Origin of the sequence: Methanohalophilus levihalophilus, assembly GCF_017874375.1 — an archaeon.
GTDB classification, from domain to species: Archaea; Halobacteriota; Methanosarcinia; order Methanosarcinales; family Methanosarcinaceae; genus Methanohalophilus; species Methanohalophilus levihalophilus.
Map to the genome: position 1 here is coordinate 552,670 of NZ_JAGGLK010000002.1, position 17,863 is coordinate 570,532.

At 41.5% G+C, this 17,863-nt stretch carries 24 protein-coding genes; 18 read left to right on the forward strand and 6 right to left on the reverse strand.

The window, feature by feature from the left end:
* Positions 1–498: an HD domain-containing protein gene (locus tag J2755_RS06590; protein WP_209681140.1), complete on the reverse strand. Its 498-nt coding sequence runs from the start codon at positions 496–498 to the stop codon at positions 1–3.
* Between the two features lie 185 nt (positions 499–683).
* Between J2755_RS06590 and wrbA the strand changes: the two genes are divergently transcribed.
* Together wrbA and J2755_RS06600 are read left to right on the forward strand one after the other, a co-directional pair.
* Positions 684–1,301: an NAD(P)H:quinone oxidoreductase gene (gene wrbA / locus J2755_RS06595; RefSeq protein WP_245312744.1), complete on the forward strand. Its 618-nt coding sequence runs from the start codon at positions 684–686 to the stop codon at positions 1,299–1,301.
* Positions 1,302–1,306: 5 nt separating this feature from the next.
* On the forward strand, positions 1,307–1,507 hold the full coding sequence (locus tag J2755_RS06600) for a hypothetical protein (RefSeq protein WP_209681144.1): 201 nt from the start codon (positions 1,307–1,309) through the stop codon (positions 1,505–1,507).
* A gap of 13 nt (positions 1,508–1,520) precedes the next feature.
* Here the strand turns inward: J2755_RS06600 and J2755_RS06605 are convergent, their stop codons facing one another.
* Positions 1,521–2,153, reverse strand: a complete 633-nt coding sequence (locus J2755_RS06605; protein WP_209681146.1) for a hypothetical protein — start codon at positions 2,151–2,153, stop codon at positions 1,521–1,523.
* A 185-nt stretch (positions 2,154–2,338) separates the two neighbouring features.
* On the opposite strand from J2755_RS06605, the gene J2755_RS06610 reads away from it, so the two are divergent.
* Both J2755_RS06610 and J2755_RS06615 read left to right on the forward strand, forming a co-directional pair.
* The gene (locus J2755_RS06610) at positions 2,339–3,460 is read left to right on the forward strand and encodes a NosD domain-containing protein (protein WP_209681148.1); all 1,122 of its coding nucleotides are present in this window, start codon (positions 2,339–2,341) and stop codon (positions 3,458–3,460) included.
* A 117-nt stretch (positions 3,461–3,577) separates the two neighbouring features.
* Complete coding sequence (locus J2755_RS06615) at positions 3,578–3,877, forward strand: carboxymuconolactone decarboxylase family protein (RefSeq protein WP_209681150.1); 300 nt, start codon at positions 3,578–3,580, stop codon at positions 3,875–3,877.
* Between the two features lie 32 nt (positions 3,878–3,909).
* Here J2755_RS06615 and J2755_RS06620 read toward each other — a convergent pair whose 3' ends face one another.
* A complete protein-coding gene (locus tag J2755_RS06620) occupies positions 3,910–4,047 on the reverse strand; it encodes a hypothetical protein (protein WP_209681152.1) in 138 nt (45 codons plus the stop codon).
* Between the two features lie 259 nt (positions 4,048–4,306).
* Between J2755_RS06620 and J2755_RS06625 the strand changes: the two genes are divergently transcribed.
* The gene (locus J2755_RS06625; RefSeq protein WP_209681154.1) at positions 4,307–4,798 is read left to right on the forward strand and encodes a gamma carbonic anhydrase family protein; all 492 of its coding nucleotides are present in this window, start codon (positions 4,307–4,309) and stop codon (positions 4,796–4,798) included.
* Positions 4,799–4,816: 18 nt separating this feature from the next.
* On the opposite strand, the gene J2755_RS06630 is transcribed toward J2755_RS06625, so the two are convergent.
* Positions 4,817–5,107 (reverse strand): hypothetical protein, encoded by a 291-nt coding sequence (locus tag J2755_RS06630; RefSeq protein WP_209681156.1) that lies wholly within the window; start codon positions 5,105–5,107, stop codon positions 4,817–4,819.
* An 82-nt stretch (positions 5,108–5,189) separates the two neighbouring features.
* On the opposite strand from J2755_RS06630, the gene J2755_RS06635 reads away from it, so the two are divergent.
* The 5 genes from J2755_RS06635 to J2755_RS06655 all read left to right on the forward strand — a co-directional run bounded on the left by J2755_RS06635 (position 5,190) and on the right by J2755_RS06655 (position 8,203).
* Positions 5,190–5,603 (forward strand): hypothetical protein, encoded by a 414-nt coding sequence (locus J2755_RS06635; RefSeq protein ID WP_245312746.1) that lies wholly within the window; start codon positions 5,190–5,192, stop codon positions 5,601–5,603.
* A gap of 123 nt (positions 5,604–5,726) precedes the next feature.
* The gene (locus J2755_RS06640) at positions 5,727–5,948 is read left to right on the forward strand and encodes a sulfurtransferase TusA family protein (protein ID WP_209681158.1); all 222 of its coding nucleotides are present in this window, start codon (positions 5,727–5,729) and stop codon (positions 5,946–5,948) included.
* Positions 5,949–5,953: 5 nt separating this feature from the next.
* Positions 5,954–6,373 carry a DsrE/DsrF/DrsH-like family protein gene (locus J2755_RS06645; protein ID WP_209681160.1) on the forward strand — a complete coding sequence of 140 codons (420 nt, stop codon included), beginning with the start codon at positions 5,954–5,956 and terminating at the stop codon, positions 6,371–6,373.
* 25 nt (positions 6,374–6,398) lie between these two features.
* A complete protein-coding gene (locus J2755_RS06650; protein ID WP_209681454.1) occupies positions 6,399–7,553 on the forward strand; it encodes a cysteine desulfurase family protein in 1,155 nt (384 codons plus the stop codon).
* A 14-nt stretch (positions 7,554–7,567) separates the two neighbouring features.
* Positions 7,568–8,203, forward strand: coding sequence for an iron-sulfur cluster assembly scaffold protein (locus J2755_RS06655; RefSeq protein WP_209681162.1), 636 nt, complete (start codon positions 7,568–7,570; stop codon positions 8,201–8,203).
* A 29-nt stretch (positions 8,204–8,232) separates the two neighbouring features.
* On the opposite strand, the gene J2755_RS11595 is transcribed toward J2755_RS06655, so the two are convergent.
* Positions 8,233–8,448: a zinc ribbon domain-containing protein gene (locus J2755_RS11595; protein ID WP_209681164.1), complete on the reverse strand. Its 216-nt coding sequence runs from the start codon at positions 8,446–8,448 to the stop codon at positions 8,233–8,235.
* 148 nt (positions 8,449–8,596) lie between these two features.
* Between J2755_RS11595 and J2755_RS06665 the strand changes: the two genes are divergently transcribed.
* From J2755_RS06665 to J2755_RS06685, 5 genes are all read left to right on the forward strand, one after another.
* Positions 8,597–9,097, forward strand: coding sequence for a GbsR/MarR family transcriptional regulator (locus J2755_RS06665; RefSeq protein WP_209681166.1), 501 nt, complete (start codon positions 8,597–8,599; stop codon positions 9,095–9,097).
* Between the two features lie 91 nt (positions 9,098–9,188).
* Entirely contained in the window at positions 9,189–11,525 is a 2,337-nt protein-coding gene (locus tag J2755_RS06670) for an RND family transporter (RefSeq protein WP_342591062.1), read from the forward strand.
* A complete protein-coding gene (locus J2755_RS06675; protein WP_209681168.1) occupies positions 11,518–12,582 on the forward strand; it encodes a COG1361 S-layer family protein in 1,065 nt (354 codons plus the stop codon). Before J2755_RS06670 ends, J2755_RS06675 begins: the two co-directional genes overlap by 8 nt.
* 23 nt (positions 12,583–12,605) lie before the next feature.
* Positions 12,606–13,712 (forward strand): COG1361 S-layer family protein, encoded by a 1,107-nt coding sequence (locus J2755_RS06680; RefSeq protein ID WP_209681170.1) that lies wholly within the window; start codon positions 12,606–12,608, stop codon positions 13,710–13,712.
* 175 nt (positions 13,713–13,887) lie between these two features.
* On the forward strand, positions 13,888–14,670 hold the full coding sequence (locus J2755_RS06685; protein ID WP_209681172.1) for a class I SAM-dependent methyltransferase: 783 nt from the start codon (positions 13,888–13,890) through the stop codon (positions 14,668–14,670).
* Between the two features lie 45 nt (positions 14,671–14,715).
* Here the strand turns inward: J2755_RS06685 and J2755_RS06690 are convergent, their stop codons facing one another.
* Positions 14,716–15,300, reverse strand: a complete 585-nt coding sequence (locus J2755_RS06690; protein ID WP_209681174.1) for a hypothetical protein — start codon at positions 15,298–15,300, stop codon at positions 14,716–14,718.
* Between the two features lie 140 nt (positions 15,301–15,440).
* Here J2755_RS06690 and J2755_RS06695 point away from each other — a divergent pair, with 140 nt between their 5' ends.
* From J2755_RS06695 to J2755_RS06705, 3 genes are all read left to right on the forward strand, one after another.
* Positions 15,441–16,844 carry a PAS domain-containing sensor histidine kinase gene (locus tag J2755_RS06695; RefSeq protein ID WP_209681176.1) on the forward strand — a complete coding sequence of 468 codons (1,404 nt, stop codon included), beginning with the start codon at positions 15,441–15,443 and terminating at the stop codon, positions 16,842–16,844.
* Between the two features lie 81 nt (positions 16,845–16,925).
* Positions 16,926–17,105, forward strand: coding sequence for a PLDc N-terminal domain-containing protein (locus tag J2755_RS06700; RefSeq protein ID WP_245312748.1), 180 nt, complete (start codon positions 16,926–16,928; stop codon positions 17,103–17,105).
* 258 nt (positions 17,106–17,363) lie between these two features.
* Complete coding sequence (locus J2755_RS06705; RefSeq protein ID WP_209681178.1) at positions 17,364–17,852, forward strand: MarR family winged helix-turn-helix transcriptional regulator; 489 nt, start codon at positions 17,364–17,366, stop codon at positions 17,850–17,852.
* Positions 17,853–17,863 lie beyond the last annotated feature (11 nt).

The following is a 17,863-nucleotide window of genomic DNA, read 5'->3' on the forward strand; positions in this document are numbered from 1 at the left end:
TCAAGTTCCCGATTTTTGCAGGTACATACTTTCAATCATTCCAATTCCGGTCTTGGTTTTGAAATATTTATCCCGTACACTTCTTATTGAGTTTTCCGGCATCCCATCTTCAAAAATGTTAACTAAAAAATCAGCTTCAATGAGCACCTGCAGATCCAAATCATCTATATTCTGATATGAGTGATGATTTCCGATTAAATAGCATATTCTTTCAAGCATTTCTGCACTTATCCCGGTATCCGAAAGTAACTCCCGTGCTACCAATGGTCCTTCCATCTCCTGATATTTCCCGGCAGTGGAATTGTACTTCTTTTCTGCTTCCACAATTCCGATGTCATGCAATATGGCTGCTATTTCCACAATCGTTATTTTTTCAGTGTTTAGGTTCTCTTTTCGTGCGATACAGCTTGCAAAAGCATAAACTTTCAGAGCATGGTTAATTCTCCTGACATCGGCTCCAAAATACTGGATCATTTTTTCTATTGAATGTGCTTGCATGCTGATTCCTTAATCGTATAAAATGACTTCAAATTATGAATGGATTACTCTTCCATGAATTTCATAGTCTGTCTTTGAGGTCTTCTTTGAATAACTCCGTGTACATCAAAAACTAATTATCATTTCAATCCAATTACAAACTGGGTTTGTGTATTTCCATGTGCAACTTCCAGATAGGTGAGGCTTTGAAGATAAATATTGTATTTTACAGTACATTCGGGCATGTATACGAAATGGCGGAAGCAGTTGCCGAAGGTGCCCGGGAAGTGGAGGGGGCAGAAGTCGGACTCTATCAGGTAGCTGAAACCCTGAGTCCGGAAATTCTGGAGAAAATGAGGGCAACAGATTCCAAAAAACGGTTTGAGCATTTGCCGGTTGCAACTCCTGAAACACTGGTGGAAGCGGACGCCATTATTTTCGGAACTGCTGCACGTTTTGGAATGATGGCCGCCCAGATGCGAGCCTTCCTTGACAGTACCGGGAAGATATGGTCTCAAGGCGCCCTTATTGGAAAGGTTGGAAGTGTTTTTACATCCACTGCCACTCAGCATGGAGGGCAGGAAGCCGCAATCTTAAGTTTCCATGCTACCTTGCTGCATCACGGGATGATTATTGTCGGGTTGCCAAATTCCGAAACCCGTCACTCAACCCTTGACGAAATCTCTGGTGGGAGTCCTTATGGAGCTTCAACGGTTGCAGGTAATGGTCCGGATACAAGGCGTCCGACTGAAAACGAACTTGAAATTGCACGTTTCCAGGGAAAGCATGTGGCGGAAATCACAAAGAAACTTGTTGGGGAATGATCACAATGTGCATTAGCGAAACAACCTGTGAATATGACGGCGAAATCTACAAGATTGTTTCCGATCTTCTGGGAGCCAGTTCCGATGAGGCGGATGCATTGAAAAGGGAATACGAGGCAAAAGGTTACAAGGTTCACGTAGACCACGATGAAATATATCCTGATGTTCATCCCAAAGGAGCGTATTTTGTTTATGCAAAGAAATAATTTCTGAGTTTTTTTATCCAATCCTCCTGAAAAGGTATGAATTGGCTGTTTTTGTATATCCAATGCCTTTTCCCAGTTTTCTGAGGTATTCCTTTGTAATCTCTGTCTCCTTTTTGGGAATGAAATATGACTCCAGATTTTTCTCAGTAATATGATATTTACCATTTTTAACATAAACAGCGGCAATTAATTCATAATCATCATCTATGGATGCTATTCCAGCATCTCCGTGGCTGTTATTTGCAAGTAAAAGACCTTCAATTTTCAGGTATTTTTTGCAATTCTGTGAGATAAAACCTGCATATTGTGAAATAAGCAAATCAAAACTTTCTTCTTTTAGGTCGAGGGGTTTGGAGTAGTCCTGAGGTATGAAATCAAAACTTGGTTCAGAATTATAGTTTCTGTTTTTTGAAATCAATTTAGCAACTTCATCTTTCTGATCGAAGAATTTCCTGGCCCTGTCATCACTATCTACGTACACCACTTCGGGAAAGAAGAAAGATGGTGTTATGTGGGCAAAGCTTCCTGGATAAAGTGCATTATTGATGCTGAATCTATTCTTGAGTGTTTCAAATAAATCTCTTCTTTCAAAAGCTTTGTCAACATAGAAATGCTGGTATAACTCCTGTACAATTACGCGCTTCATTGTTTTGCTCCATATAATCCTATTACTAAACAATTCTACTAACTTATATTAAGAAGGATTTTTTAGAATAAATAAATATATTTCAGTACAAATATATTCTCGAAAAGTATATATTCTATTAAATACATTTATTTTGTTACTATAGTCTAAATGCTAGGTGTATTGGAAGTTTCGGTGGTATGTAAGTGGGGCTTAAACCGCAGTTCATAGTAGCTTTTGCTCTATTTGTACTGATGTCAGGTAGTGCATTTGCTACTATGATCGAAGTTGATAGTAGTGGCAGTAAAGACCATACTACTATACAGGCTGCAATAAATGCAGCTAATGCAAGTGATATTATTATTGTTCATCCGGGTACATATATAGAAAATGTGATTGTCAATAAGGAACTGACTTTGTCTTCTTTCTCCGGGAATCCGGATGATACAGTTGTTTCGGCATCGGATGCAAATGAACCTGTTTTTAATATAACAGCGGATAATGTGTCAATCAGAGGTTTCGATGTAACTTCTGCCAGTGGCCTGGATAATTCGGGAGTATTGCTGAACAATGTTACAAACACAACTATTGTTTCCAACAAAGTTACAGGAAATAGTATTGGTATTCATTTGAACCAATCCGGAAATAATACAATTTACAATAATTATTTCAACAACACAAACAACGTTCTGTTAAGTGATACAAACGTTTCCAATATCTGGAATACAACAAAGTCAGGCGGTCCAAACATCATTGAAGGCCCATATGTTGGTGGAAACTATTGGGCGAAACCGGATGGTTCCGGCTTCAGCCAGACCTGCAATGATGCGGATAAGGATGGGTTTTGTGATTTGGATTTTGTTATCGGGTTAAACAATACAGATCATCTTTCGCTGAATATCGATCCTTCTATTGATATTGAGCTACTGATGAATGGAAAAGATGCTGATACACCACTTGGTCCCTATGTGAGATATTACTACAGACTTTACTGGAATTACAGTGTCACTAATAGCGGTAACATCAATCTGACCAACATTACGGTGAACGATGAAAGCATTGGTTTCATAGGTACAATTCCGGTGCTGGAGCCCGGTTCATCGATTGGATTCTCAAGCAGTGAACAGGCCAAATATGGGCACAATGAAAACCATGCAATTACGGTTGGCACATCTCCACAGGGAGTTGACGTATCGGATACGGATCCGGGGCATTACTTTGGTTATGCACCTCCTGAAACCTATGATATTCCGACTGCACCTCCACTCCTGACAGCCGGGATTTTAGGAATTGCAATGGTACTTTTCTTGAGGCGGGAATTGAAGTAATTATACGTCTGAAAAGTTGCCTGTGTATGAATCTATCTTTGGATATTTGGAATTAAAGAAGTATTCTAATAGGGGTTCAGTCAATTTAATCTATTAATTCCTAAAGGAGTCCATAAAATGTCTGAAAACCCACTTGAAGTAATAAAAAATGCAGATCCTGAATTTTTTGATCTTCTGGAAAACACCAGCCAGACAGCTCTTTCTGAAGGCAGCATTCCGATGAAATACAAACTTCTCATTGCAATGTCCCTTGATGCTGCAGCAGGTGCGGTAAATGGTGTGCAAAACCTTGCAATTGGAGCTATGAATGAAGGTGCAACAAAAGAAGAAGTCATGGAAGCCCTGCGCATCACTCAATATATTGCCGGTGTCGGGAGTGTTTACACCGCAGCTAATGCCCTGAAAGATGTACTATAAACAAAATTAAGTTATCAAAAAGAGGCAGGGAATTATTTTCCCTTCTTTTTCAATTTCGCCAGCTTTTTCTTAGCATCCTTGTTGCCACTGGCTGCCATTTCTTCCAGTTTTGCCTGTTTTTCTCTCTTTGCGCCTTTCTTCCTGTCTAAATCCTTTTTCGACATTGCCATAATAAAATACCTTCGTCGCATTTTTCTAATGCAGCAGTAGACTCCGTTAAGACCCTATTTATGAGTTTCTAAAAAATATGCTCTCTGAATCAGGGCAAATAATTGATTCACGAAATAGTTTAGAAATATCTACGTCGAAGGGATTATCAATTCCGGTTGCCATTTTATTTTGGAGAAGCGTCATTTTTGCCAAATTTTAAGTCGATACTGGCCTTTTAATGAGAGAACAATCAATATCTGATAATCGAGGTGAATCGGGATGATAACAGAATTCAAATCCAAAAAACCTGTAATCCATAAGACGGCTTTCGTTGCTGACTCTGCAGAAATTATCGGGGATGTGAAAATCGGGGAGTATTCAAGTGTCTGGTTTAATGCTGTACTCCGGGGAGATGCTGATAAAATCCACATTGGAAGCAGGACCAGTATTCAGGATAATGTGGTCGTTCATGGTGCAACTGATGTCGGAGATTATGTTACTGTTGGCCACAGTGCTGTTCTTCACGGGTGCAAAATCAAAAGCAATGTGCTGATTGGTATTAATTCTACGATTCTTGACGGATCTGAAATCGGAGGCGATTCAATAGTCGGGGCTCATGCCCTTGTACCTCCAGGCAAAAAATTTCCTCCAAAAAGTCTGATAATAGGGGTTCCGGGAAAACTACAAAGGGAGCTTACGGATGAAGAGGTTAAGATGATAAAGGAAAATTCAGACAGTTATGTTGAATTGATGGGGGAATACAAAAAATAAGGCGAATCGTCTTTTCGATTAGAGTGAAGCGATAAATATAGCTAAGAATACAAGCAAACCAAGCACAAAGGCGCCTGTGAGTAATAATAGCAGCGTTTTCCTTCTTTTTTTCTCTTCTGGAGTAAGGGGACGCGGGTTTGGGTTATATTTTGCTTCAAGGGCTGCACCGATTCCAACGCCCAGAGCAACTCCAATTGCAGGCCCTATTGCAATGTTGTTTAAGGCTACTCCAATTGCTATTCCAGGACCGACCCCAATGGCTATTCCAATTCCCATCCAGTGCCCTTCAGGATAACTTTTTTCTTCCATCCTTTTTTCCTCTAAGATACAATTAAGTTGGATTAGATTCTATTTTATTGTATCTTCTAATGTATACGCATGGGGATCTTGCATGGCTGATAAACAGGAAGATTTTTTGAAGGCAAATTCTTTTGCAGTTCTCACCGATGGCAGTAAACCAGCGATGAAATGGGCTGTAAATGAGCTTGATAAAAGGGGTAAGAAAGTAAGTGTCATAGAAGTGTCATCTGGATCTACGGATATTTCTGAAATCCCGGATGATGTTGAAAATATCATTGTCGGGGTTACGGCAGTCGATCCGGCAGATCTGATTATGTCCCTGCGTGAGAAAGGGTTTGAACATTTCTGGGTTCACTGGAATACTGACACTCCGGGAGTTCGTGAAATTTGTGCTGAGGGAGGAATCAACTGTATAACGGGGAAATGCCCAATGATGTATCTGGGCAATGATTTCAGCATACACGGTATACACAGGGCACTTGCAAAATTAACGGGTAACTATTGATGTGAATAAAAGGTCTTTAATGTCTGGAAGTTTAATTGTTAATGAGGTTTTGCTATGCAAAGCGAAACCTTTTTTATCCTTAGTATCATTAGTATACTATATTCGTGTAATTGAGGAGTAATAATGGCCGAAATAGAAATCGATGTAAGGGGACAGACTTGTCCTGTTCCGCTCGTGGAGTGCAGGAAAGCTCTTCGCAAGGCCGCAGAGGGTGATGAAGTCATTATTGTCGGTACCCACGCAGCTTCAAAGAAGGAAATTCCCATGGCTTGTGAGTCAATGGGCCTTGAAGTGCTGGGCATTGAAGATAAGGACACTGAATGGAAGATCAGGATTAAAAGGTGATCACTATGACTGGAAAGGCCGTTCTAGTTGTCCAGAGCGGTGACATGGACAAGCTCTACAGTGCACTGATTATAGGAAACGGTGCACTTGCCATGGGTATGGAAGTCTCTATGTACTTTACTTTCTGGGGATTGGAAAGGCTCAAGAAAGGCGGGCTTGAAAAAGGACCTCTCTCAAAAATGCATTTCCTCGGTTTAGGCAAATGGATGGTAAAAAACAGAATGAAGAAAGCCAACGTTGCTTCCCTTGAAAAATTAATGGATGATTATAAGGAACTGGGCGGGAAAATAATCGCCTGCGACATGACCATGGAAATAATGGGAATCAAACGTGAAGATCTTCGTGAAGACTGGATCGATGAATGTGGTGCTGTAGGTACTTATGTTTACGAAGCAAAGGACGCAGACATAAGCCTGTTTATCTGACTGGAGGAATTGTGTGTTTGAAGAAATGATTTATCTTGATAATTCGGCATGTACCCGCCTTGATGAAAGGGTACTCGAGGCCATGAAACCATATTATTTTGATGTTTATGCTGTGGCAACTTCCGAATTCGGCTATTCCATGGGAATTGACGCCAAGGAAGGGTTGGAAGCATCCCGCGGGACAATCGCTTCAAAATTGGGGGCATCTCCGGAAGAGCTCGTGTTCACCTCCGGAAGCACTGAATCTAGCAACATGGCGCTGAAAGGTGTGGCTTCTGCACTTAAGAAGAAAGGAAATCATATAATAGTTTCAAAGATTGAGGATTTTCCGGTTTTGAATACTGCAAAAGCTCTTGAAAAACAGGGATTTGAAGTTGATTATCTTGATGTGGATGGAGAAGGTAAAGTGGATGTTGAATCGCTTGCAAATATCATCCGTGATGATACAATCCTTGTTTCCATACAGCAGGCCAATCAGGAAATCGGAACTCTGCAGGATATTGAGAATATCGCATCTGTCTGTAAGGAGAAAGACACTCTCCTGCACACTGATGCAACACACAGTTTCACCCGCGTCCCTCTAGATGTTTCGAAAATCCCTGCGGATCTTGTAACAATCTCAGGGCACACTATCCATGGTCCAAGGGGGATTGGCGCATTGTATGTTAGTGAAGGAACTCCCCTTAATAAATGGATGGACGGTGGGTTCCAGGAATCCAACCGGAGGGCAGGTGTTGAGAACATCCCTGCAGCAGTTGGTCTCGCAAAGGCCGTGGAACTGGTTACTCCTGAGGAAACCAAAAAACTCGCAGAAATGCGTGACAGGGTTATTGATGGTGCATTTGAGCAGATTCCTGATGTAACTCTTAACGGTAGTCGCGAGGACAGGCTTCCCCAGAACGCGAATGTCACCTTCCACTATGTCGAAGGCGAGTCTATCACGCTTCACCTTGATATGCGTGGATTTGCAGTTAGCACAGGGTCTGCATGTTTCAGCAAATCTCTTGAAGCCAGTCATGTAATTCGTGGAATAGGTGGAGATCATGAAAGAGCACACGGTTCCGTACGCTTCACTTTTGGCAGGTACAACACAATGGAAGATGCGGATGCAATTGTTGAGGCAATCAGCGAAGTTGTTGAGCAATTGAGGGTTATCAGCCCTCTCAGAAATAATGACTAATCAGGTGGTAAGTTATGCAATTCCCTTATACTGAAAAAGTGCTTGAGCATTTCAGGCATCCACGTAACGTGGGTAAAATCGAAAATCCGGACGGCAAATCAATGGAAGGCAGCCCTGCCTGTGGTGACATGGTTGCGGTTTATCTCAAGATTGATGATGATACAAAGGTAATCGAGGACATAAAATTCGAGTCATACGGTTGTGCTTCCAATATCGCTACAGGTTCCGTAATCACGGAAATGGCTAAGGGCAAGACAATCGATGAAGCTAAAACAATTGGCTGGAAAGAGGCAGCTGAGGAACTCGGTGGCTTGCCTCCGGTAAAAGCCCACTGCTCGGTTCTGGCTGTTGAAGGTCTCCGCGCAGCTATACGTGATTACGAAGAGAAACATGGTCTTATCACTGAAAGAGAACCTACAACAGATGATGTTGTTAAGACCCGTCTCAAACACGTCATGAATCCGCTTACCGGACTTGATGTTATTCGCACGGATTTGATCCTGAAAACCTCCATCGAAGACGGTATTGTCAGGGTTGTGGTGGATCTGCCATCAGATCACCAGTTTGCTCCGGCCATCAAAGAAGATGTCATAGAAAAGCTGGAATCACTCTGGGACGTAAAAAGAGTGGAAGTTGTATTTACTGAATGATGCTGTAAAAAGCATCATTTTTCCATCTTTTAAGTGTCGGGATTACACCGTTTGCAATTTTCCTCGCTTCTCCTTCCGGCATGCCATATTTTTTGCAATTTCGATGTTCTTTGTGATTTTTTCTTCCGGGTTATGCCATCATCGGTAAAAGTTTCACCCTGAAAACAGAAGTGGCAGTACATCTTGTTAATGTTCTCATTCCCGTTAGTTCCAAAATCCGTTTCTTCTTTCAGGCGTATCCGCACAGCTCTGGCATATTTGTTCCTGCATAAGTCACCTTCAGGAAATTGTGGTTCTCATTTTATTCTTTTTGATGTTTTTCATTTCCCCACTGACAAACTATATGTATTAGATCCTACAACTTTTAAGAATCATTAAAAGTAGGGGTTTACTTTGGAAGAAAAGCTAAATCAGGAAATAATTGAGTATGGGGAGGAAATATTCAAGGTCTACGGTCTTGACAATCTTTCTGCGAAGATTATGTCTGTTTTGTATTTTGAACCCGGTGAATTGAGTATGGAAGAGCTGGCCGATCTGACCGGCTACAGCCTTGCTTCAATAAGCCTTAAAATGGGTCAGCTGGAAACTTATTGGGGTATAAAAAGAAAAAAGATATCGGGTTCCCGTAAGGCGTACTTCTACATGACAAAAAACTATCTTGAGCTTATTGAAGAATCGTTTCGGAAAGGATTTGAACTTGAATCAAGTCTTGCACAAAAACATCTTCCTCGCCTGATTGCGGAATGCAAAACTCAAGCTTCATCGGATTATGATCTTGAAAAGCTTAAGATTCTGGAGAACTATTGCCACGAGTTAGATGGAGTTAAAATGCTGCTTGATTTTGTAACCGAGAAAGTGACGGAAATTCAAGAACGGCATGTGGGCAGTAACTAATTCTTGTGCCTTCTCAAGAGTCAAAAAATATTTATATCATAAGAAGTTTTAAGAATTATTAAAAATTCAAGATTTAGATTCGTGAAGGTGTGTGGATACGGGCTTAAAACAAATCTTTGAGAAAATAGGGGTATTTATTGAAGACAATCCTCTTCCTCTCCTAATACTTTCCATCCTTTTGATCTTCATTGCCTTTGAAGGAGCCACAATGATAAAGATGGCTTCGGATACCAGTACTTTTGTTGATAAGGATTCGAAGATGTATCAGGATTATGATCACCTTTACCTTGATATGTTCTACACCCAGTCAATCGTTGTAATGATTGAGGATGGTGAGGTAAGTAACCCCGAACTTGTTCATGCAATTGACAGGTTTGAACAACTTGTGCGTCCGGTTGATGGGGTGGTGGAGACCACCGGGCTGGCATCTGTTATCCGGCAAACGAATTTTGACGTGAATAATAAGTATGAACTTCCTTCAAATGAGAATGAAATTGAGCAATTGCTTGATATTTACGCGCCAAAATCAGTGGTTCCTGATAATACGCACACCTTTGTGTTCATTGAAGTTGGGGGAGATGTGAGCTACGATGATCTCAGGGAAATACTTCGTATTGTAGAAGAGTCCGTAGTTTTTGCGGAATTTCCGGCAGGTTACAACGTAATTGTGACGGGTGATGCTGACTTCAACATCGAAATGGAAGATGAGATGAATAGCAGCATATCGTACCTGCTAATGATCTCAATAATACTGATGTTTGTTGTTCTTTACATTGTCTTCCGTCATGTGAGGTGGAGATTGCTCCCGCTTGGCATCGTGATGATCGGTGTGATCTACACTTTTGGGGCGATGGGCTTCCTGGATATTCCAATGACAATGGTGTCGATGGCTGCTTTCCCAATCCTGATTGGCCTTGGGATAGACTATGCCATCCAGTTCCATAATCGTATTGAGGAGGAATTGGAATGTGGTGAATGTGAATCAGAAGCAGTGGTCCAGACGGTCAAACACACAGGTCCTGCGGTCCTTATTGCTTTGCTCATTACTTCAATGGGTTTTGTTTCCCTCTTTACTTCCACGGTTCCCATGATCCAGGATTTCGGAAAACTTCTTCTTATCGGGGTTGCAATGTGCTTTATTGCATCTCTTTTTGTCGGAGTTACCACTCTCTATGGTCTTGATGGTGCCAGCAAAAACAGGTTCATCAGCAAAATTTCATCACTGATTCCCAAAAGGGAAAAGAAAACAAAGAAATCCAGTGGTCCTGACAAATTCGAAACCCTCCTGCGCAATTCCACAAAATTCACTCTCAAACATCCTGTTCCAATACTGTTTCTTGCAGGGTTGCTCTGTGTATCCGGAATTTATACGGATACAATGATCCCAATAGAAGCTGACACAAAAACCTTTGTTCCCTCCGACATGAAGGCCTTGCTTGAATGGACTCACATGGGTAGTGTAATGGAAGGTGGCACCACTCATATTGATCTTATTATCAAGGTGGAAGATGTCTCTGATCCGGCGGTGATTCAATGGATGGAAGAATTTGGTGAACATGAGACTGAGCACCGTGCCAACATATACGGCTCGGAAGGGATGCATACTCTGCTGAAGTCATATAACGGCGGGGTATTACCCTCCGAGGATTCTGAAATTGAAGCACTTTATTCAGTAATTCCGGAATCACAATCCCGGTGGTTCATGCATGATGACAGTTTCCTTCTTATGCAACTGGATACTGGTAATGCCTGGACCGAGCTTGGAATCGAAGGTATAGGTGAACTTGTTGGCATTCTGGAAGATGATGTTCGCTGGATGCAGCCACCTCCAGGTGTTTCCGTAACTGTTACCGGAGATCTTGTGGTCATGACGACTTTGATTGATGCTCTTACTTCAGGGCGTATCATGATGACACTCACCGGTCTGTTTATGGTTCTTGGAGGATTGCTTGTGATTTACCGTGACTGGCTCAAGGCATTTGTGCCGGTTGCAACAATGTTTGTCGTAATAGGATGGGCTGGTGGAGTAATGTATTTCACCGACGTTCCTTATACACCTATGACAGCCACTCTTGGCGCTTTAATTCTGGGTGTGGGATCTGAATATGCAGTCTTGATGATGGAACGTTACTACGAGGAAAAAGAGAAAGGTTTCTCGCCCCATGATGCAATGGTGACTGCAAGCGGTAAAATCGGGAAGGCTATTATTGCTTCAGGTCTTACAACGCTTTTTGGTTTCTCCGCTTTGATTGCATCGCCGTTTGGCTTAAACAGTAACTTTGGTCTTGTAACTGTTATTGATGTTGCACTGGCCTTGTTTGCTACCTTTGTAGTTTTCCCGCCACTCATAGTATATCTTGATAGCTGGCGTGAAGAAAGGAATGGAAAGTCAGTTCTTTCCGGGCAGGAGGTAATGTCTTATGAATGATTTCCTGAAAAATTATCCTTCTATCCTTGTAATCGGGATAGTTTTACTCTTATGTATGGCGCCGGCAGTTCAATCCAAGGAATTTATTCCTCCGGTCTCCGAATTCTCCACTAATTACTACGAAACCTATGGAGAACCGGATATTTATGCATCAGTGGTTGGTGATGTTGAAATTGGACGTGGTGAGGAATATTTGCTAAACGTTGTCCTGTCCAACAGGGGCGTTCTTCACGGTGTTGAGTATGATACAAGTATAGACGCTGATGAAACGGAACACGCGTTGTCCCTGAAGGAACTTGAATACGAAGCCTACAGGACTACTGCAATAGGCCTCAAAGCGGAATTGATATCAACTTCCGATTATATCGATGTTGATCCTGACTCCAGTCTTCAGACTCTTGATGAACTGATGCCCGGTGTACTTCCCGACTATCCGCTTGTGTTTAAACTTGAAGTTTCCGAACATGCTCCTGCAGGTGAATATCTGCTACTTCTGCCTGTGACTTATCAGTATCAGAGTGAAGTGGAGATGACGGGTGGAAGTACTGTGATTCTGGGTCTTCCTTCAATGGATCACACGACATACTACAAGAATGCCAACAAAACGCTGCAGATTCCAATCCTTGTCAAACCTGATCCAAAACTTGAGGTCACAGAAGTGGAAGGGGAATTAATGGCGGGCTCGACTTCTACAGTTAACATTACCTATACCAACATGGGTGAGATGCCTGCAAATGACGCAATTGCCCGTCTTGTGGCAATGAAGCCCCTTTCGTCATCAAGGAACGAAATCTCCCTCGGTACGTTGTACCCAGGAGAAAAAAGAACAGTTTCCTTTGAGGTAACTGCTGAAAACAATGCAGTTCCCAAGGATTATGCAATTTCCAGTGAAGTCAAGTACATTGACGAAGACGGTGAGACCAGCCTTTCGGATGCTTTGATGGTGCAAATACCACTTCACAAATCAGAGTCTGTGATTCCGACATTTGATTTGTTGCTTGCAGGTGTTTTCCTGATAGTGGGCTTCATGTCTTTCAGGTATGTCAGGAAAAATTGATTAAATTAATAGAGAGGTAGATTATGCGAACGATAAGAAACTATGCAAAACAATGCTCCTTCGCAATAATGGTTTTGGCATTACTGCTTACAGTAGCTGCCAGTGCGCAGGAAGAATCTGTAAATGCAGGTTTGCCGGAACATTTCAGTTTTGATGAAAATTACTATACTGTTTATGGTGGCCCCGACGTAGTGGCCACCCTTGTAGGGGATAATGAATTTGCCCGCGGTGACACTGTTACACTGAATGTAAATTTGATGAATAAAGGGGTCCTAACAGGTTTCAGATCGGAAACCGATGACGATGATCTGGATACTCTGGAGCAAAAACTCCAGCAGGCAGAGATGTCCTATGAATCACAACGTACTACCGCAATAGGCATTGTTGCGATAATGACGTCCTCTGACCCGAATATCAGGGTAAAATCCGGTCCTCAGGAAGCGGGCACTCTTATGGCAGGTGAGCAAACAGATTCTCCTGTCCAGTTTGTGATTGAGATCTCCAAGAATGCCGAAGCAGGTGAGTACCCTCTGCTTTTGAATCTTTATTACGGCTTCCAGAGAAATGTGCAGGTTGATGGGGATAACGAAACGGATCTTGGTATTACCAACATGCAGGTAGGTTTGTGGTATGATGTTGGAGCCCAGAACGTAACCGTGCCGGTGTATGTCGAAGAAGAAGCCAAGTTTGCTGTTACAAACGTGACAGGGATTCTGTATGCCAATGAGGAAAACATGCTTTATGTTACTTATTCCAACGTCGGAGAGTTAACGGCAAAGGATGCTATCGTGCGTATGAGTCCTGCAGAGCCATTTAGTACTACCGATGATCAGGCTTATCTCGGAGACTTGAAGCCAGGTGAATCTTCAGTTGCAGCTTTCCGTTTGAAAGTCGATGAAAATGCAGTCTTCAAAAGCTATGCCATAAACAGTGAGATCAAATATGAGGACTCAGACGGTCATGACAGGATTTCGGATGCCGTGAAAATCCAGACAGAGGTACTTCCAGGGGCTTCATCAGGGGGCAACAGTAGTACAATGCTTGGCGGGCTGGCAGTTATTCTTTTAGCAGTCGGAGGTTTTGTCCTTTACAGGAAGCGCTCCGGTACTAATTCTGAATCGGAAGAATGAGTTGCCTGCTACCTCTCTTTTTTCAGGGAGCTTTTTGCTCCCTTTCTCTTGTTTTTCGATAACTGGATCTATTTTTGTTCTGATCAAGATCCGGTTGCATCTCGGTATCATTTTATTGGATAATGTATAATATACAGTTAAGATAATTTTATAGAAAGTCTTCCTCTCTGGTCGGATGAAAGTGGTATACGAATTTGACGGAAAAAAGTACGAACAGGCATCAACCCACCAAAAGGAATGGGGTTCCAGGCTGATAGCAGAACTTAATCTTAAGGGAAATGAGAGAGTCCTCGATCTCGGTTGCGGTGACGGAACACTTTCGGTAAGGATATCCGATTTTCTTCCAAATGGAGAAGTCATCGGCATTGATGCTTCTCGGAGTATGATTGACGTAGCCATTCCAAAAGAAAGAGACAACCTTCATTTTCTGTTGATGGACATCAACGCTCTCAACTTTGTCGAGGAATTTGATGTTGTTTTTTCAAATGCCGCTCTTCATTGGGTAAAGGATCATCATAGTCTGCTTCGTAATGTTAGTCATTCTCTCTATGACGGTGGCCAGATTCGTTTCAATTTTGCAGCTGAAGGAAACTGTTCAAGCTTTTTTAAAGTAATACGTGAAGCTATGGCGTTGGGGAGTTATGCCGAACATTTTTCAACCTTCGAATGGCCTTGGTATATGCCATCTGTGGATGAGTATTCAGCACTTGCTAAATCCAGCGGATTGTGTAATGTAAAAGTATGGGGTGAAAACGCTGACCGTTTTTTCCCGGATTCAGAAGCTATGATCAAATGGATTGATCAGCCCAGTCTTGTTCCTTTTATTTCTTTTCTTCCCAAAGAAAAGCAAATGGAATTCCGTGAATTTGTAATTAACAGGATGATAGAGGAAACCAGACAAGAAGACAAAAGGTGCTTTGAGACCTTCCGTCGTATTAACATACTGGCACAGAAATGAAATAGTAAAGGCATAAGATCCAGTTACATACAGTATTTTTATCCTTCAATTCCAGTATCCTTCTACATAAGTCTGGGTATTCTGGATATATGGTGTTACGTATCGAAGGAGCAATGGTGTAATGATTATCGTTACGACAAGGTTGCCTACAAACCAGCCCTGGAATGTATTGAACCACTGTTCCCATGTCACAATATTGCTTGCAAAGAGCATAGATGATCCCCAAACTGCCCCCAGAAGATTATTCAGGAACAAACCAAACACCAGAAAAATCAACATATCTCTTCTTGTGAGAAGGCGGATATCTCCGTTCAGGATCTTAAAAGCAGCTAATGGAATCAGTACCTGCCAGAAGTCTGCAACAGACCATATTATGTTGACTTCCGGTGGTAATCCTCCCAAAAATCCAGCGCCAATGACGCATCCCGTATATGCGGCAATTCCGCCCCATAATCCATACCACAAAGTGAATACTATCATAAAAGAAATGGCAAAATAAAGAGCAGAAACCCCCGGACCAAGTTCGATAGGGGATTTCATGACTGCAAATCGTGATAACAAAGCATTGATTAATGTAAGTAGAATGACGATATTGATGTATTTTGGAAGCGTTTTTGTGTCTATCTTCATCGTCGGTCCCTCTGTTTTTGAGACTGTTTTTAGGAACACCGCCAGTTAACAACGTGAACAGCTATTTATATTATATAATCCATAGGTATAAATGTTTCCTGTAGATGATTAGAGGGTTTATGGGGGTAGCGGAGCAAACCATGCCCGAAAAAAACATCGATGATCCCCTTAGATTGAAAGGTTTTTTCTCCCGTCCTTATTCAGTATTAACTGCTACAGTAATCTTTTTTCTGCTTTTAATGGTTCCTTTCTGGTTGTATTTTTCTGTATGGCTTGAAGACTTATTAGTAAACGGGCTTTCTCCGGATGATCTGCCGCTGATAAAGGCTGTTTCTTTCATGCTGGTCATCCTTGCTGCAAATTTGTTTTACATGTCGTTGCGAAACCAGGTTGATCTTGAGAAAACAATAAAACAGCAAGACACACAGATTCAGTTTAATGAAGAGCGCTTTATGCATTTGATAGATGCGGTTCCGGATGTCGCAGTTCAGGGTTTTGATTCGGAAGGCACTATAAATTACTGGAATCGTGCAAGCGAGAAAATGTTCGGCTATTCGATAGAAGACGCCATTGGCTCAAAACTGACCGAACTTATTATTCTTCCTGAATATCGCGAAAACTTCGACAGAATTATCCGTTCTTCAAGTACTGTTTTTGTTCCAATTGAAGGCTCTGAGATAAGTTTTCTCAAAAAGGATGGGGGGAAAATATCCGTTTACTCAAGTCATGTTGCACTTACCGATCCGGAAGGCTCACTTGAGTTTTTTTCCATGGAAATCGATTTGTCTGAAAGGAAAAATCTTGAAAACGAGCTTCTAAAAGCAAAGGTAATTGCCGAAGCTTCCAGCCGCAGCAAGAGTGAATTCCTTGCAAACATGAGTCATGAACTGCGCACCCCCCTCAATGCAATCATTGGATTTTCAGATTTTCTCCTGACAAAGAAAGTTGGTGAGTTAAACGAAAAGCAGGAGAAATACCTTACTAACGTTCATGATAGCGGTTTGCATCTTCTTAATATAATTAACAACATTCTTGACATCTCAAAGGCGGAATCGGGGAAACACGAAATTCACTATGATACGTTTAATGTCAGGCAAACACTCCATGATATAGTGGAAATTATTGATCCACTCGCTTTCAAAAAAGGACTTTCAATTGATGTTTCTGTGGATGAAAATGTTGATGTAATGGTAGCTGATGAAGAGAAAATTAAGCAAATTCTCTACAACCTTCTTGGAAATGCAATTAAGTTTTCCCATGTGGAAGATGTTTTAAAGGTGAGGGTTGAAAAACTGGATTCGGGGTTTATCAAATTTGAAATTGAGGATCATGGCATCGGCATAAAACCAGAGGATCAGAAGAAGTTATTCAAGACATTCAGTCAGGTGGAATCGTCTGCTTCCCGTCGATATGGGGGAACCGGATTGGGTCTCTCCCTGGTGAAAAAATTTGTCGAAATGCATGGCGGAAAAGTTTACATTGACAGCAAGTTCGGGGAATATACTATATTTGGTTTCTGTCTTCCTGAGGGGCCGGACAAGTGATGTTCGGGATAATTTTTGAAATCAGGCAAAGCAATTCTTAAATACTTTTCTCACTATTTTATAATTGTAGGAGATATAACTATGTCTTTGTTAACAACAATCTGGGGATTAATAGTTCTGGCATCGGTGTTGTGGGTAATCTATGATGTGCTTACCCAGAACAAAGGGCTGAGCACTTTGATGAAAATAGTATGGATTCTTGTAGCTTTGTTATTCGGTGTGCTAGGCGCTATAGCCTACTATTTCATAGGAAGGAAGTAACCTTCTTTCCAGTTTTCTTTTTTTATAGTTTTGTCTCGAACAGCATAATTACATTTTTATATGACTTCCTATATTTAAGGAACTCCTCAGGAGGAGGGATTCTAATAGATTTCTCCTCCAGTTCATTTCCAATTTTTGTAATGTGAGTTTCAAATCAGCTTCATCAAATAAGCGCAGTTTTATATAACATCAAGTAGTTCATTTTTCAAATAATTAGGAAATCTAATAATTTGGAATTCAAACTAGACTGGTGTTATTATGAAAAATAAAAGAGAACTACTTTTGTTGCATCTTGAAAACCATTTTCTCTCTAATAAACTCGGATCTATTCTTATGAATTCCATGGAAGGCTGTCCCTGTGAAAACCCGCATCAAAACAAAAGTCGAAACCTGACCCTTCGAATACTGGATATAGAAGGGGAAGTAACTCCGTCTTCCCTTTCCCAATACCTTGAGTTAAACAAGAGTAGTGTAACCAGTCTAATTGATTCTCTTGAAAAGGAAGGGTTAGTTCTTCGGAAACCTGATCCTGATGACAGGAGGCAATGCTTCATTTCTCTGGCTCCGGGTGGACGGCAGCATCTGGAAGTTTTTGATGAATTCATGGATTTGATTTCAGAGCGAATTGAATCTCTTCTTAGTGAGTCGGAATATGAGGAACTTTTTTCCAGCCTGAGTAAAGTTGTTGAGCTTGAAAGAAGGATTGAAACCCGACTTTTGGAAGAGCAGAAGAAGGGAAATAAATAATCCATTGTGAG

Excerpts from the sequence above, each read along its gene's own strand:
- J2755_RS06685 (WP_209681172.1), top strand. The coding sequence starts at position 13,888 with ATGAAAGTGGTATACGAATTTGACGGAAAAAAGTACGAACAGGCATCA.
- J2755_RS06690 (WP_209681174.1), bottom strand. The coding sequence starts at position 15,300 with ATGAAGATAGACACAAAAACGCTTCCAAAATACATCAATATCGTCATT.
- J2755_RS06650 (WP_209681454.1), top strand. The coding sequence starts at position 6,399 with ATGATTTATCTTGATAATTCGGCATGTACCCGCCTTGATGAAAGGGTA.
- J2755_RS06620 (WP_209681152.1), bottom strand. The coding sequence starts at position 4,047 with ATGGCAATGTCGAAAAAGGATTTAGACAGGAAGAAAGGCGCAAAGAGA.
- J2755_RS06600 (WP_209681144.1), top strand. The coding sequence starts at position 1,307 with ATGTGCATTAGCGAAACAACCTGTGAATATGACGGCGAAATCTACAAG.
- J2755_RS06625 (WP_209681154.1), top strand. The coding sequence starts at position 4,307 with ATGATAACAGAATTCAAATCCAAAAAACCTGTAATCCATAAGACGGCT.
- J2755_RS06675 (WP_209681168.1), top strand. The coding sequence starts at position 11,518 with ATGAATGATTTCCTGAAAAATTATCCTTCTATCCTTGTAATCGGGATA.
- J2755_RS06615 (WP_209681150.1), top strand. The coding sequence starts at position 3,578 with ATGTCTGAAAACCCACTTGAAGTAATAAAAAATGCAGATCCTGAATTT.
- J2755_RS06630 (WP_209681156.1), bottom strand. The coding sequence starts at position 5,107 with ATGGAAGAAAAAAGTTATCCTGAAGGGCACTGGATGGGAATTGGAATA.
- J2755_RS06605 (WP_209681146.1), bottom strand. The coding sequence starts at position 2,153 with ATGAAGCGCGTAATTGTACAGGAGTTATACCAGCATTTCTATGTTGAC.
- J2755_RS06700 (WP_245312748.1), top strand. The coding sequence starts at position 16,926 with ATGTCTTTGTTAACAACAATCTGGGGATTAATAGTTCTGGCATCGGTG.
- J2755_RS06655 (WP_209681162.1), top strand. The coding sequence starts at position 7,568 with ATGCAATTCCCTTATACTGAAAAAGTGCTTGAGCATTTCAGGCATCCA.
- J2755_RS06705 (WP_209681178.1), top strand. The coding sequence starts at position 17,364 with ATGAAAAATAAAAGAGAACTACTTTTGTTGCATCTTGAAAACCATTTT.
- J2755_RS06680 (WP_209681170.1), top strand. The coding sequence starts at position 12,606 with ATGCGAACGATAAGAAACTATGCAAAACAATGCTCCTTCGCAATAATG.
- J2755_RS06695 (WP_209681176.1), top strand. The coding sequence starts at position 15,441 with ATGCCCGAAAAAAACATCGATGATCCCCTTAGATTGAAAGGTTTTTTC.
- J2755_RS06640 (WP_209681158.1), top strand. The coding sequence starts at position 5,727 with ATGGCCGAAATAGAAATCGATGTAAGGGGACAGACTTGTCCTGTTCCG.
- J2755_RS06635 (WP_245312746.1), top strand. The coding sequence starts at position 5,190 with ATGGCTGATAAACAGGAAGATTTTTTGAAGGCAAATTCTTTTGCAGTT.
- J2755_RS06645 (WP_209681160.1), top strand. The coding sequence starts at position 5,954 with ATGACTGGAAAGGCCGTTCTAGTTGTCCAGAGCGGTGACATGGACAAG.
- J2755_RS06590 (WP_209681140.1), bottom strand. The coding sequence starts at position 498 with ATGCAAGCACATTCAATAGAAAAAATGATCCAGTATTTTGGAGCCGAT.